Source organism: Candidatus Eisenbacteria bacterium, from assembly GCA_018831195.1.
GTDB lineage: Bacteria > Eisenbacteria > RBG-16-71-46 > CAIMUX01 > JAHJDP01 > JAHJDP01.
In genome coordinates, this window is the sequence record JAHJDP010000028.1 from 123,299 (window position 1) to 137,468 (window position 14,170).

16 protein-coding genes, 1 tRNA gene and 1 other RNA gene are annotated in these 14,170 nt (G+C 58.2%); all 18 read right to left on the bottom strand.

Annotated features, from left to right (window positions below):
* The 18 genes from KJ970_05465 to purM all read right to left on the bottom strand — a co-directional run bounded on the left by KJ970_05465 (window position 1) and on the right by purM (window position 13,969).
* Window positions 1-582: an aminodeoxychorismate/anthranilate synthase component II gene (locus tag KJ970_05465; protein ID MBU2690358.1), complete on the bottom strand. Its 582-nt coding sequence runs from the start codon at window positions 580-582 to the stop codon at window positions 1-3.
* On the bottom strand, window positions 579-2,120 hold the full coding sequence (trpE, locus tag KJ970_05470; GenBank protein MBU2690359.1) for an anthranilate synthase component I: 1,542 nt from the start codon (window positions 2,118-2,120) through the stop codon (window positions 579-581). The genes KJ970_05465 and trpE overlap by 4 nt, the downstream gene beginning before the upstream one ends.
* Window positions 2,117-3,913 (bottom strand): AAA family ATPase, encoded by a 1,797-nt coding sequence (locus KJ970_05475; GenBank protein ID MBU2690360.1) that lies wholly within the window; start codon window positions 3,911-3,913, stop codon window positions 2,117-2,119. The genes trpE and KJ970_05475 overlap by 4 nt, the downstream gene beginning before the upstream one ends.
* The gene (locus KJ970_05480; GenBank protein ID MBU2690361.1) at window positions 3,913-4,791 is read right to left on the bottom strand and encodes an NAD(+)/NADH kinase; all 879 of its coding nucleotides are present in this window, start codon (window positions 4,789-4,791) and stop codon (window positions 3,913-3,915) included. Before KJ970_05480 ends, KJ970_05475 begins: the two co-directional genes overlap by 1 nt.
* Window positions 4,788-5,747 carry a polyprenyl synthetase family protein gene (locus KJ970_05485; GenBank protein ID MBU2690362.1) on the bottom strand — a complete coding sequence of 320 codons (960 nt, stop codon included), beginning with the start codon at window positions 5,745-5,747 and terminating at the stop codon, window positions 4,788-4,790. Before KJ970_05485 ends, KJ970_05480 begins: the two co-directional genes overlap by 4 nt.
* A 50-nt stretch (window positions 5,748-5,797) precedes the next feature.
* Window positions 5,798-6,064 (bottom strand): exodeoxyribonuclease VII small subunit, encoded by a 267-nt coding sequence (gene xseB / locus KJ970_05490; protein MBU2690363.1) that lies wholly within the window; start codon window positions 6,062-6,064, stop codon window positions 5,798-5,800.
* Complete coding sequence (xseA, locus tag KJ970_05495; GenBank protein ID MBU2690364.1) at window positions 6,057-7,487, bottom strand: exodeoxyribonuclease VII large subunit; 1,431 nt, start codon at window positions 7,485-7,487, stop codon at window positions 6,057-6,059. Before xseA ends, xseB begins: the two co-directional genes overlap by 8 nt.
* Window positions 7,484-8,401: a bifunctional methylenetetrahydrofolate dehydrogenase/methenyltetrahydrofolate cyclohydrolase FolD gene (gene folD / locus KJ970_05500; GenBank protein MBU2690365.1), complete on the bottom strand. Its 918-nt coding sequence runs from the start codon at window positions 8,399-8,401 to the stop codon at window positions 7,484-7,486. The genes xseA and folD overlap by 4 nt, the downstream gene beginning before the upstream one ends.
* 47 nt (window positions 8,402-8,448) lie before the next feature.
* Window positions 8,449-9,225: a TIGR00282 family metallophosphoesterase gene (locus tag KJ970_05505; protein ID MBU2690366.1), complete on the bottom strand. Its 777-nt coding sequence runs from the start codon at window positions 9,223-9,225 to the stop codon at window positions 8,449-8,451.
* A 48-nt stretch (window positions 9,226-9,273) separates the two neighbouring features.
* Window positions 9,274-9,459: non-coding RNA, 6S RNA (ssrS, locus tag KJ970_05510), on the bottom strand.
* Between the two features lie 51 nt (window positions 9,460-9,510).
* Window positions 9,511-9,846 carry a cell division protein ZapA gene (locus KJ970_05515; protein MBU2690367.1) on the bottom strand — a complete coding sequence of 112 codons (336 nt, stop codon included), beginning with the start codon at window positions 9,844-9,846 and terminating at the stop codon, window positions 9,511-9,513.
* Window positions 9,847-9,928: 82 nt separating this feature from the next.
* Window positions 9,929-10,285, bottom strand: coding sequence for a hypothetical protein (locus tag KJ970_05520; GenBank protein MBU2690368.1), 357 nt, complete (start codon window positions 10,283-10,285; stop codon window positions 9,929-9,931).
* 11 nt (window positions 10,286-10,296) lie between these two features.
* The gene (rplT, locus tag KJ970_05525) at window positions 10,297-10,668 is read right to left on the bottom strand and encodes a 50S ribosomal protein L20 (protein MBU2690369.1); all 372 of its coding nucleotides are present in this window, start codon (window positions 10,666-10,668) and stop codon (window positions 10,297-10,299) included.
* A 69-nt stretch (window positions 10,669-10,737) separates the two neighbouring features.
* The gene (rpmI, locus tag KJ970_05530; protein ID MBU2690370.1) at window positions 10,738-10,938 is read right to left on the bottom strand and encodes a 50S ribosomal protein L35; all 201 of its coding nucleotides are present in this window, start codon (window positions 10,936-10,938) and stop codon (window positions 10,738-10,740) included.
* Between the two features lie 4 nt (window positions 10,939-10,942).
* On the bottom strand, window positions 10,943-11,509 hold the full coding sequence (infC, locus tag KJ970_05535; protein MBU2690371.1) for a translation initiation factor IF-3: 567 nt from the start codon (window positions 11,507-11,509) through the stop codon (window positions 10,943-10,945).
* 241 nt (window positions 11,510-11,750) lie between these two features.
* Window positions 11,751-11,824 (bottom strand) — tRNA-Val (locus KJ970_05540).
* 53 nt (window positions 11,825-11,877) lie between these two features.
* Window positions 11,878-12,927, bottom strand: a complete 1,050-nt coding sequence (aroF, locus tag KJ970_05545; protein MBU2690372.1) for a 3-deoxy-7-phosphoheptulonate synthase — start codon at window positions 12,925-12,927, stop codon at window positions 11,878-11,880.
* 7 nt (window positions 12,928-12,934) lie between these two features.
* The gene (gene purM / locus KJ970_05550) at window positions 12,935-13,969 is read right to left on the bottom strand and encodes a phosphoribosylformylglycinamidine cyclo-ligase (GenBank protein MBU2690373.1); all 1,035 of its coding nucleotides are present in this window, start codon (window positions 13,967-13,969) and stop codon (window positions 12,935-12,937) included.
* Window positions 13,970-14,170 lie beyond the last annotated feature (201 nt).

Consider the following 14,170-nt stretch of genomic DNA (forward strand, 5'->3'; position numbering starts at 1 on the left):
CTAAACGCCGGGGCCGCCGCAGAGCGTGAGGAAATTTTGAAGCAGTGGACGCCCCAGGGGCGACAGGATCGATTCGGGATGGAATTGAACACCCCACAGTTCCCATTCCCGGTGCCGGATCCCCATAATTTCCCCTTCTGCGGTCCAGGCGCAGATTTCAAAGATCTCGGGAAGCGTCTCTCTTTCGAGGATCAGGGAATGATAACGTGTCGCTTGAAGCGGATTTTCGAGCCCCGAAAAAAGACCGCGGGCATTGTGGATGATCATGGAGGTTTTTCCGTGCATGAGGCGCGCGGCGCGCACGACTTTGGCGCCGTAAACATATCCCAAACATTGATGTCCCAGACAAACCCCTAAAATCGGTATCTCAGGCCCCAGGACCCGGATGATTTCATTTGAGCTTTCCGTTTTCTCCGGGCTCTTGGGGCCGGGCGAAATCACAATCCCCACCGGATTCAGCCGGCGCAGCTCCGCCGCCGTGATGGCGTCATTCCGCCAAACAACCGGTTCAGCGCCCAGATCACCGAGAAGCTGTACAATGTTATATGTAAAAGAATCGTAATTATCGATCACGGCGATCACGACGATGATCCTCCCGGGCTATCTTTAGAGGTTTGAATTCGCGGCAGGCCGAGCGGCGCCGGTTCAAAGTCCCGAAGACCTTTATGACTCAATTCGAGGGCGCGGACCAGGGCGCTCCCCTTTCGCAAGGTTTCATGATATTCGAACTCGGGATCGGAATCGGCGACGATGCCCGCCCCGACACCGACATAGGCGGTTCCACGCGCCGCCGCCATGGTCCGTATGGCGATCGCCATATCCATATTGCCGCGGTAATCAAGATAGCCGACAGCCCCGGCATAGATCCCCCGGCGCATCGGCTCCATCTCTTCGATGATCTCCATCGCCCTGATTTTCGGGGCGCCGGTCACCGTGCCGGCGGGGAAGGTCGCCCGCAGAACATCCATGGGACGGGTATTCGGCCGCAATTTTCCCCGGACATTTGAGACAAGGTGCATCACATGGGAATAGCGTTCGACCGACATGAGTTCATCGGTCTCCACCGTCCCATAACGGCAGATGCGGCCCAAATCATTCCGGGCGAGATCGACCAGCATGACATGCTCGGCCTTCTCTTTCTCATTGGCCAGTAGTTCCTCTTCCAATATCCGGTCGGAGACTTCATCCAGGCCCCGGGCGCGCGTTCCGGCAATCGGACGGGATTGAACAATATCATCCTCACGGCGAACGAGGACTTCCGGGGAGGATCCCACGATCTCCAACTCCCCCACCCGCAGGTAATACATATAAGGACTCGGGTTCACCACCCGCAGGGCCCTGTAGACGTCAAAGGCGGGAACCTCGAGACGGGTTTCCAGCCGGTGGGAAAGAACAACCTGTATCACATCACCGCCGCGGATCCAGGAGCGGATCTTCTCAACGCCCTGTTGATAAACCCCGGGCGACATCCCGCTGATGACGCCGGGAACCGGCTTGCCGGAGACCGGCGACTCGGGCGGCGGGGGTTGTGACAACTGCCTGAGAATCTCCTCGGTTTCCTCAAGAGCTTTGTCATAGGCGGCCCCCGGGTTCGCCTCGGGACGGGCGTTATGTACAATCTGAACCGTTTGTGTCAGGCGGTCAAAAACGAGAACCGATTCAAAAAAGACAAAACCGAGATCGGGAAATTTCAAATCGTCCACCGCCAGCACCGGGAGTTTCTCCATCTGACGGATCATGTCATAGCCGATGAATCCAACGGCGCCTCCGGCCATCCGCGGCAGACCGGGCAGCGGGGCGGCGCCATGGCGCTCAACTAGTTGTTGGAGGAGCTCCAGCGGATCGCCCTCGGACGGGACCGGTCCATGCGTCGAGCCCTCAGCCTGAAGCTTGCGGCCCCAGGCTCTGAGCGTGAGGCTCGGCCGCAGTCCCAGCACAGAATAACGTCCCCACTTCTCCCCCCCCTCCAGGCTTTCGAGGAGGGCGGCGGTTCCATCAGGCGCCAGTTTTCTGAAGGCGGACACGGGTGTCTCCTGATCGGCCACAACTTCGCGAACGACGGGAACCACAGGATGCCGGCGGGCCAGATTATGAAACTCGGATCGCGAAGGCCTGATCATGAACCCTCCTCCCTTGCACATTCCAACAACTCCCGGGCATGCTCCCGGGCCTTACGGCTGCCACCGGCTCCTGCCAGCATTCTGGCGATCTCCTCGACCCGCTGCTCGCCGTTGAGATCGTTCACGCCGGCCACCGTTCTTCCCCCCTGCGTCACTTTTCCCACATGAAAATGGCGGTCCGCCCGGCTGGCCAATGATGCTAGATGGGTCACCAGGAGAACCTGCCGGTGCGCCGAGAGATCCCGAAGCTTGCCCGCCACCTTCCGCGCCGTCTCCCCGCCGATTCCCATATCAACCTCATCAAAAATTGAGATATTCGGCGGTATTTGATCCATCTGAAGCGATAGAAGCGCCAGATGCAGCCGGGATAACTCTCCATGGCTGACGACCTGCTGAAAGGGGCGCCACCCCTCCCCAGGATTCGTTTCCACCTCACCGATCACCCGGTCCAACCCTATCGGCGATCCCATAACCGATTCCATCGCCGATTCGATACCGTCCGGGATCCCGGTCGCCGCCGGTCCTTTCCATTGGATCTCAAGGCGAAAACCGGAGGGATTCCAACCTACATCACCCAAGTGGGGCGAGAGCGCCTTTTCCATGGCCTCGGCCGCCTTGAGGCGCTGCGCATGAAGCTTCTTCGCCGCCTTGATGTACCGTGAAGCTTCCCACTCCTCTTTCGCTTGGAGGAGAGCGATCTGCTCACGGCCGGTGGCCAGCAGGTCGAGGTCCTCCATCATAGCATCCTTCTTCTCTAGGATCTCCGCCCAACTCATCTTGTACTTTTTCTCGAGCCGCTCCACCAGGTCGAGCTGTTCCTGCCGGGCGTCGAGATCCGTCTCGTCGAGCGGGCCTTCGAACTCCTTTGCAAGATTCCTGATCTTGCGGCTGACAGAGCGGGCGGCGTCCCGCAGACTTTTCAGCGCATCATTGATTTCATTCAGGAAGGGCTCGCCGGCGGAATGGGTCCGGCTCGAAAGAGCCTGATTGAGGTTTTCCAAGATATCCAACACCGAGCCGTCCCCGCCTTCGAGACTCTGATCGATGAGGTTTAACAATTCGCCCCGGCTCCTTTCGTTTCGCGCTATCTCAAGCCGGCGGCCCAGGCTTTCCCGCTCATCGACTTTCAATCCCGCCGCATGAATTTCATCGACCCGGAAACGGTACCAATCCTCCTGCCGGGCGATCTCTTCAAGCCGGCTCTCGAGTCGGCCCCGCTCCGTCCTCAAGGCGGCCCAGGCCCCGGCGGCATCGGCCACCTTTTCAAGGAGTTTGTGCAACCGGCCGAAGAGGTCGAGGCGCTGCCGGAGCGCCTCATCCTTTAACAATCTCTGATGCTCCCAAGGACCGTGAATTTCGGCCAGACACTCCCCCAACCGCGACAGCTGCCCCACCAGAAGAGAGCGGTTGTTGACCGTGCAACGGCTCCCCCCATCCCTGTGGATTTCCCGATGAATGATCAGTTGATCCTTCTCCTCCGGAAAGCCCCACTCTGTCAGAAGATTCAGAATCGCGGGGTCCTTTTCGATACGAAAAGAGCCTTCGACCCGCAGCCGCTCACATCCCTTCCGGATCAGGTTCTGCGAGCCGCGGCCTCCCAGCAGAAGCGCCACCGCCTCCAGCAGAATTGACTTTCCGGTTCCCGTTTCGCCGGTCAGGATATTGAGACCCGGCGAAAGGGTCAGCCGGGCTTCCGGGAGAATGACGAGATTCTCGATCACCAATTCTTCAAGCCAGGGCGCGGGTCGCCGCCGGCGAACGGCGGCGCTTGTTTCGTCGGCTTTTGGAGACACTAGCCTCCCCACTTTAATTTAGCCCTCAGCACCTCGTAGAAGGGGCGGCGGCGCAATTGCAAAAAGTAAATCGGCTGCTCGGCGCGACGGATTTGCAGCCGGTCTTGTGGGGACAACTCTATCACGAGTTGCCCGTCAACCGCCAGTTCGACTCTGGCTTCCGGAGGATCGAAGGCCACCTCGATTGTTTGACTGGCAGGGAAAATAAGGGGCCGGATGGCCAAGGTATGCGGACAGATCGGCGTCGCGATCAAGCACTGCAGCGTCGGCTCGACAATCGGACCTCCCGCTGAGAGCGAGTAGGCGGTGGAACCTGTCGGCGTCGAAATGATCAACCCATCGGCCTTGAAACTGCTGAGCACCGCTCCGGCGATTTTTGTATTGAGTTGAAGGGCGCGGAAATTGGCTTCCCGGACAACGGCGTCATTCAAGGCGTACAGCACGGTCCGATTCCGGCCCTTGCCCGACTTGAGGGTGATCTTCAGCATCATCCGGCGCTCCAGATGGCATTTCCCCTCGAGTACGGCATCCAGGGCCTCGTACATCGACCCGTCGGAGACATCGGTCAGAAAACCAAGATCGCCGAAATTGACGCCCAGCAGCGGCACTTTACGCGGATAGACGAGACGGGCCGCCGAGAGAAGGGTTCCATCACCACCCAGGACAACCATGAAATCAATATGAGCGGGCAGGTCGGCCGGGGGTACGGCATGGGTCGCGGTAGGATAAGATGAGAGCAACCGGTCACTGATATAGGTTTCATGCCCGCGCTTATGGATAAAACGGATGACCGATTCCATAACGCGCCGGCAATCATCCTTGGAGAGGTTGGGATAGATCCCGACACGTTGTGGTTTGTTGTTCTTTGTCTTTTTCAAAAGATCCCCCGCTCCATACGAACCGTCCAACCCGGCACACGGCGGGCGGCCTTGAGGACCAATCCCCTATAGACCTCACCCCAGGATCCCAGATCCGAGGTCTGATTGACAGCCATGCGCATCATTCTCCGCAGATGCTCATAGGTCTTTTCCTGTCCGAGGATCCGCGGATAGGTCGCCTTTTGATGTTTCAGATCGGTTCCCCTCGGACGGCCGAGGGTCGCGAAATCACCCTCCAGATTGAGGAGATCATCCGCCACCTGGAAGGCCAAACCGAACGATTCACCAAAGGCAGAGACGGTGTGGATTTGGGCCGGTGTCGCCTTCGCCAGCAAGGCGCCCAATTGTAGACATCCGACAAACAGGGCGGCGGTTTTCCGTGCATGTATCGTCGCCAAAACGCGCGGAGAGATCTCTTTCCCCTCCGATTCGAGATCGAGGGTTTGGCCGCCGATGACACCGGTCGTTCCGATCGCCGCGGCCACCGCTTCCACAATCGGGCCGCCAAGGGAAGCCGCTCCAATAGAACCAAGGGTTTGAAAAGCTTGAACCAGGAGGGCATCGCCGGCAAGGACCGCCTTCGCTTCACCAAAGGCGCGATGGCAGCTCGGCCGGCCTCGCCGGAAATCATCATCATCCATACAGGGGAGATCATCGTGCACCAGGCTGAAGGCATGGATCAGCTCGACCGTCCCCGCCGCCTGGTAGATCTTTGGATGGCGGCCCCCAAACGTCCGATGGGCCATGAGGACCATGAGCGGGCGCAGCCGCTTCCCACCGGGGAAAATCATATAGTGCATGGCCCGGTGAATATCCTGCGGGGCGGTTGTCTGTCGGGGCAGAATCGACCGGAGGGCCGTCTCGATTTTGGGCTTCTCTCGCAATAGAACCCGGTCAAAGGCCTTAATGGCCCTGCCAGCGGGATCCGCGACCCCCTTTTTAGAACGTTCCATCATCCTCAGCCGGCTCCTTTGATGCCTGTCTCCGACCCGCACGGGCTGGTTCTTTAATTGTCCTCCAGAGGAGCGGATGCCGTCTCCCATCCCTCATCCGTTTTCACCAGCTCTTCAATACGGGATTGGGCCTCTCCAAGCCGCGCCATCGAATGCCGGACCAGCTGCCGGCCTTCTTCATAGAGACGGATGGAATCTTCCAGGCCTTGCTCCCCTTCCTCAAGCTCTTTCACAATCTGTTCCAATCGAGACAGGGATTCCTCGAAGCTGAGTTTGTCGAGCTTCAGGTCCCCGGATGCCTCACTCTTCTTTTTAACCATCGGCTTCTCTCCTTTGACTCCTTCGGACCCGCGGCTTTGAGCCTTCCTTCACCATACTCACCCCGGTCTTATCCGTTCCCTCCGACCGCGCCCTCAGCCGGCCGGCGGCAAGGATGAGGGACAACGCCATCCCCTCCGGCGCATCGCTAGGGTCCCGGACAATCCGGCCCTCCGGATTTAAAGTGATGCTGAAACCTCGCCTCAGAACCTCTACGGGTCCAAGAGCTTCCATCTGCCGGTCCAGCATCTCGAGACGCTGCCTCGCTCTTTCCACCCTCCCGGCCGTCTGCTCCCTCAGCCGGCGGCCTTGTTCCGCCAACCGCTGGCGGCAAAGGCTCAGGAGCCGGATCGGCCGGGCGCTGTTAAGCCTTCGATCCATTTGATGAAGTCCTTCCGCCCGGCGGGAGAGCCTCGTCTTCAATCCCCGTGTCATTCTGAGGAATATCTCATCCAATCGCTGGCGGGTCTGATCCATTAAATCGAGGGGACGGCCCAGGGCGCGGCTGCGGGCCAGAGCCAAAACAGCCTTCTTGCGCATGGAGATCCCCGAGAGGAGGGCTCGATCAAGCCGGATGCGCGCATCGACGACCCACTCCCGCACCTCTTCCGCGACGGGAACAGCATGTTCTGCGGCGGCGGAAGGGGTCGGCGCGCGGTGATCGGCGACAAAATCAGAGATCGTCACATCGATCTCGTGCCCCACACCGGAGATAATAGGCGTATGGCAGCGGAAAATCGCACGGGCCACCACCTCCTCATTGAAAGCCCAGAGATCCTCCAGCGAACCCCCGCCCCGCCCTACAATGATCAGATCGGCTCCACCCCATTCATCCAAGGCTTCGATCGCCCCGGCGATCTTTTCCGCCGCACCTTCGCCTTGCACCGGGGCCGGACGGAGAACAAGGCGGATGGGGGGCCAGCGCCGGCGCAGGACCCGTATCATATCCTGGATCGCCGCACCGGTGGCCGAGGTGACCAGGCCGATTGTTTCGGGATAGACCGGCAGCGGTACCTTTCGATCGGAATCAAAAAGCCCTTCAGCCTGTAGCCGGTCCCGCATCTGGATGAAGGCCAGAGCCAGGTCCCCAAGCCCGGCCGGTTGAAGGGATTCCACCCGAAGTTGGAACTCACCCCGCGGCTCATAGACATTCAAGACGCCCGCAGCCACCACCTTCATGCCATCTTCCGGCGCGAAGGTCAGACCGACGCTGAAGCCGCGGAAAAGGACGCATCGAAGCTGGCTCCTGGCATCTTTAAGTGTGAAATAGAAATGTCCGGAAACAGGACGGCGAAGATTGGAAATCTCTCCCTCAACCATGAGGGGCGGAATCCCCTCTTCGAGGGCTCTCCGCACCATTCCGGTGACATCACTCACCGAGTAGACACGCCGTCCCGCGGGATCAGCTGATGGGAGCCGCGTCATTCATCAATCCTCAGATACTCCCCAACAGCCCAAGGAGCTATCGCCCCAGGCCAGCCTCGGCGCCGTTGCGCCGCCCACAGAGTATTGGCGAGGAGAAAGGCGATCGTCATCGGTCCGACGCCTCCGGGAACGGGAGAGAACGCCGACACAACCGCCTTGGCGCCGGCCGGATCGACATCCCCGACGAGCCGCGCTTTCCCCCCGGCCGGATCCTCTATCCGGTGCATCCCGACATCGATGACGACCGCCCCGGGTTTGATCATGTCGCCGGTCACGAATTGAGGGCGGCCGGCGGCGGCGATGAGGATGTCGGCCTCACGGGTCACAGCGGGGAGATCGATGGTCCGGCTGTGGGCGAGGGTGACAGTGGCATCCGTCCCCTTTTGACTCAGAAGCTGGGCCAGGGGCCGGCCGACAATCGCGCTGCGGCCGACGATGACGACCCGCCGGCCGGCGATGGGAATGTTATAATCTTCAAGCAGAGCGAGGATACCGAGGGGTGTGCAGGGGATAAGGTTGGGCCGTCCCAGCGCCAAATGCCCGGCATTCAAGGGATGCAGTCCGTCGGCATCCTTTTCGGGGAGAATGGACTCTTGCAGGGTGGTCGCATCGAGCTGCGGCGGAAGGGGTAATTGTACAAGAATACCGTCAACTGACGTATCCTTATTGAGACGCTCCAACAGATCGAGAAGATCCTTTTGTTCAACATCCTCCGATTTGACATAGACCAACGATCGCAATCCCACCTCGGCACAGGCCTTTTCTTTTCCCCTTACATATACTTTGGATGCTTCATCTTCACCGACTCGAATCAAGGCAAGACAGGGAGCCGGGGACCCCTTCGGTCTCTTCAGAATCTCGCGAGTGATCCGATCGCGGATCTTTTGGGATGTTTTTCTGCCGCTCAGGCGCATCGGCCCGGCGATGGGCGCGGGGTTTTGTTCCATTCCCTGTTCGCTGCTCACATCTCCTCCTGTACCAAGCGAATCGATTGCGCCCGCCCGGTTGCTGAATCGATATCTATCAGAGCCGCGCAGAGACGGATTTGATCGGTGGCGCATTGATACTTTACCGGAAGGCGTTGAACCATTCGTCGAAGCGCCAGTTCTTTTCGAACACCGATCACACCGTCGTAGGGACCCGTCATTCCAACATCCGTTAGATACGCTGTGCCTCCCTTTAAGAGGGCGGCATCAGCGGTGGGAACATGTGTATGCGTTCCGATCACCGCCGAAACACGGCCGTCCAAATAATGTCCCATCGCTTGCTTTTCTGAGGTCGCTTCGGCATGAAAATCAACGAGAACAGCGCGGGATTGTTCCGGATCGGCGGACAGCAGAGAGATTGCCGTCTGGAAGGGACAGTCCATCATTGGCATAAAAACGCGGCCGAGAAGATTGATGACCGTTAGATTCTCACCCGCAGTGGTCCGAAAGACGCCGGCGCCGCGGCCGGGAGCCCCCTTCGGGATATTTGCGGGACGGAGAATCCGGGGGTCCTCGATGATGTCAAAGATCTCTTTATTATCCCAAACATGATTGCCGCCTGTCAGAAGATCGACGCCGGCGTCAAAGACTTCTCCTACGGTCCGTGCGGTCATCCCGGCTCCGCCGGCGATATTCTCCCCATTGGCAATGCAGAATTCCACATCCCACTCTTGGCGAAGCCTCGGGAGAAGCTGTTTAACAATCCGTCGACCGGGCTTGCCGATAATATCCCCGATAAAGAATATTCTCATCGCAGTGTGACGGCTTTCATTCTTTGCCATGCAAAAAAGGTCAAAAAAGGAATCCCCACCGCAGAAGCCGTGGGGTTTCGAGCTTTTGAACCTGTATTTTACAGGTGGACGCCTCCCGCCGCAGGTCTGGCGCCTTCCCCGGAAGGAAAGTCCCCATTACCACGACGCTCCGGCACCCTTACTGAAACTGTTGGCTCAAAATGCCCCTCACCTTCACGAACCCGGCAGGGATTCCAATACATCACAGAACGGGATGAATCCGATGCCGGTCCCCCTTCACGGCTTTCAATGTTCCACCAGATCAGAGGACAGGATCGGTGTTTCCAAATCGACGGCCAACAGCGTGTCGTCGAGCCGATCGGTCAACTCCCCGATCCTCTCTTTGAGAGTCTCGAGCAGTTGTGTGGAGTTCTCCCGTTCCCTCAAAAGTTTCTGAGCGATATTCATCGCCGTCAGCACCGCAAGGCGCTTTGGTTCAGTGATCGGACTGGCTCCCAGCAACTCCTTCATCATCTCTTCTACAAATCGGGCCAGTTTTTGGATTTCTTCCGCGTCACTGTCTCCCTGGATGCGGTACTCCTCACCAAGGATCTTAACTTTTGTTGTCGGGTCACCCGGCATGAGCCGCTCCAGTCCGGATGTTGAAAACCTGGTTTTTGGAGGGGTTGGATCGCCCGCTCCGCATTCATTCCCCTATTTCAACTTAAAGTTGACCGGCGAGGGAGTCAACCTTGTGAATGAGTCCCTTGACCGTTTTCAGGATCGTTTCCCTCTCGATCAACCATCTTTTCTCTTCCGCATCCAACCCGGATAAGCGGCGGATTTCTTCTTCCACACCTTCCGGGGTCTCTCTGCCCACGGCCTTTTGTATACGATTCAGGGCCGTTTCCAAATCCACAACCCGCGCATGTTCCTCAAGCGCAAGGGCCTGCAACTTGTCGATACGGTCGCTTAATTTATTCAAGGCCTCCGGAATCGAATCCCCCAGCACCAGGCTCTGATCCAATTCAGCCGGGATCGCCGGCGCCTCCATTTCCACCTCATGGGTGGGCTCGGTCATGATGTCACTCCTTAAGTTGAGCTATGGGCTTCAGCCGCTTCTCGAGCGGTCGTCACCAAATCCCCGAAGGCCTTGTCATCGGTGAGAGCCAAATCGGCGAGAAGACGACGGTCTAGGTCAATACCCGCAAGTTTCAAGCCAGAAATGAACCGGCTGTAGCTCATTCCATGCTGCCGTGAGGCGGCATTGATGCGCTGGATCCACAGGCGTCGAAAATCTCGACGACGTTGGCGCCGGTCCCGATAGGCATAGGCAAGCGCCCGAAGAAGATTATCCTTCGCGATGCGATAAAGTTTACGCCGACCGCTAAAAGCCCCTCTGTTGGCTTTGAGTACTTTGTTGCGGCGCGCGCGCCCGGGAACAACTGTTTTTGTACGTGGCATTTTATATGCCTCCTTCCTACCCTCTTAACACCCCCGTATGGGGTGGGGCAGTCGACATGAGAGCAAGTGTTAAAGACCGGGGCCTATCAATATCCGGATGTGCCTCGCGTTACTCTTATCCACGATAGACGAATGACGCAGGCGCCTCTTTGCCTTGCGCGTCTTGCAAGTCATCAGGTGCGAACTCTTAGCACAATGTCTCACAATTTTTCCGGAACCGGTCACTTTGAACCGCTTGGCCGCTCCCCGTCTGGTCTTCATTTTCGGCATTTCTTCATCCCCCTGCGGACGCGGTGTCTCCCGGCTTGCGCCCAACCCGCGGCGTAAGCACGATGATCATCGTCCGGCCTTCCATCTTTGGTCCAACTTCAACAACGGCCAGATCATCCATCTCTTCCTTTACCCGAGTCAGGAGGATCGTTCCCGATTCCGTACGGGTGATCTCCCGTCCACGAAACCGGATTGTGATCTTGACCTTATCCCGGTTTTCGAGAAAACGACGGACATGCTTCATCTTGAATTCGTAGTCGTGCTTCTCGATCTTCGGTCGCAGTTTGATCTCTTTGATCGTACTGTGATGCTGCTTGCGCCGGGCCTGTCGTTCCTTCTTCGATTTCTCGAATTTGAACTTCCCATAATCCATAATCCGGCACACAGGCGGCACGGCATTGGAGGCGACCTCCACCAGATCCAGTTTGGCCTCCCGGGCCTTCTGGAGAGCCTCAGAGATCGCCATGACCCCGAGCTGTTCCCCATCCGCACTGACGACACGAACCATCGGCGTGCGAATGCCTTCATTCACATTAACCGTATCTTTACCCCTGGCTGGGATAGCTATCACCTCCCACTGATTTTGAGAAAATTTCCATACGGGGGTGATCCATGCCGGCGACCGGGGTGACCCGGCGGCCGGACTCAACGAGGAGTTTTGGATAGAACCCCATGAGCATTCCCTTCAGGGCGCAATGGGGTGAGAGATCGGGATCGCGTGGCGATCAGCCCCCGTCTCTTCTTAGCCGCCAAGATCGCCCCGTCAGGGACGGATCCTTGCAGGAAAGGATTCGTACTAAGGCAACGTACGGTGGGCGATACTGGAATTGAACCAGTGACCTCTTGCATGTCAAGCAAGCACTCTAACCAACTGAGCTAATCGCCCAATATTGCACGAAGTCCGCAAAAGCGCCCAGCCCTTGCGGTCAGAAACTCATGCTACGGCCCGGCCTTCTTTGTGTCAAGTCCCCCTTCGGGACCCAGGGTCCGCCCCAGAACCAGGGCGATTCGGGCGCATTCGACCGTCAGCACGCGGAATTGATCCAGGGTCAGAGACTGCTGACCGTCACAAAGCGCCGAATCCGGGTCGTGGTGAACCTCCAGAATCAGACCATCCGCCCCCGCGGCGATGGAGGCGCGGGCCATCGGGGCCACCATCTTTCGAATCCCGACGGCATGGCTGGGGTCGATGATCACCGGAAGATGCGTGAGCTCTTTGAGTACCGGGACGGCGCTGAGATCCAGTGTGTTGCGTGTATAAGTATTAAAGGTCCGGATCCCACGTTCGCAAAGGATCACCTTATAGTTGCCGCCCGCCATGATATATTCAGCTGAATTGAGGAGTTCCTCGATGGTCGTTGCGGGTCCTCTCTTTAACAATACAGGTTTATCCAGCAAGGAAAGGGCGTTCAACAATGTGAAGTTCTGCACATTCCGCGCACCCACCTGAAGGATGTCGACATACCGGCATGCCGGTTCGAGGTGTGAGATATCCATCACCTCACTGACGACCTTGAGCCCGAACGTATCGGCCGCCTTTCTAAGGATTTTCAACCCCTCGACCCCAAGGCCCTGAAAGGAATAGGGTGAGCTTCTTGGCTTGAAGGCGCCGCCTCGCATCACCTTGGCGCCGGCCTGCGCGACCCCCTCGGCAATTCGATTCACCTGGTCCTCGCCCTCAACGGCGCACGGACCGGCCATAAGGATCACCTCCCGGCCGCCCACCACAACATCCCCCACTGCGACGTGAGTATCCGACGCGCAGAACTGCCGGCTGGCAAGTTTGAATGATTTGGTGATTTTTGTGATTTCGGTGACACCGGGGAGACGTCTGATCGCTTCCTCTGGAAAATCAGCAGGGCCGAGCGCACAGAGGAGCGTCTCGCCCTCACGATCCATCCGGTGAACACTGTAGCCGGCGGAGAGGAGTTTTCGGCGCACTTCCTGGATTTGTTCCTCGGTCGGCCGGGGAGCCATTGAAATCTTCATCGGAACGTCAGCATGGTGGTTCTACAATGACCACCTTGCCTTCTCCTTTCACCAGCTCACCAAGCACCCAATAATCGATTCCATCCACCCCCAGTTTTTCACCGGTACGAGGAAGATCTTCCCTATCGATCATCAGGACCCAGCCGATTCCCATGTTAAAAACTCTGAACATTTCCTTCTCGGCCACATCGCCCCGCTCCTGAATCAATCGGAACAATGCAGGAACATCCCAGGAGTTGTTGAGGATACGGGCATCCAAATTCTTTGGGAGCACGCGGGGGATATTTTCCAGAATCCCGCCCCCCGTGATATGCGCCATCGCCTTTACCAGCCCGGCCTGAAGGAGGGGCCGGACATGAGGCAGATAGAGAGTATGAGATTTCATGAGGGCCTCGCCCACCGAAATCTGAAGGGACGGCGGGATATCGGTCCATTGCAAATCACCACGGTCAAGCAGGACGTGACGCGCTAATGTATAACCATTCGTATGGAGACCGGATGAGGGCAAACCGATCAGGATATCCCCGCTTTCAAGACAGGAACCGTCAATAAGACGTTCACGTTCGACGACACCGACCATTGTCCCGACGAGTTCCACATCACCCGGCGCATATATTCCGGGCATCTCAGCTGTTTCCCCTCCAAGCAGGGCGCAGCCGGCTTCCCGGCAGGCCTTGACCATGCCGTCGGCCATCCGGCCGATAATCTCGGGATCCAGCCGACTCATCGCAATATAGTCGAGAAAGAAAAGAGGTTCGGCGCCTTGCACCAGCACATCATTGACGCCGTGAGCGACAATGTCATACCCAACGGCTTCCCACATGCCGGTCAAAGCGGCGACTCTCATTTTGGTGCCGACGCCGTCGACGCTGGCGACGAGGATCGATTGATCCGACGCCTTGGGAAGTGCTATACACCCGCCGAATCCGCCCACACCGGAAACGACATTCGATCCATAGGTCGATTGACAGAGAGCGCCGATGCGTTGCCGGACGAGGTCAGCCCTGCCCCTATCAACCCCGGCTTCTTTGTAGCGATCCACAGGTAGACCTCCCACCACCTTCATCCCCGCCGGGGTTTCTTCTATCAGGGGCCGCCGACCGATTCCCGGCCGGCCGCCATGTCGGTGTCGATTTCGGAATTGGCGGTGATGTCATACTCCGTCCAAACGGGTCTCAAGAGCTGAGAGCCCGCTCGGTTGGTCGCTTGGAGGACGGCGAAGACAACGGCCTCATCAGGATAA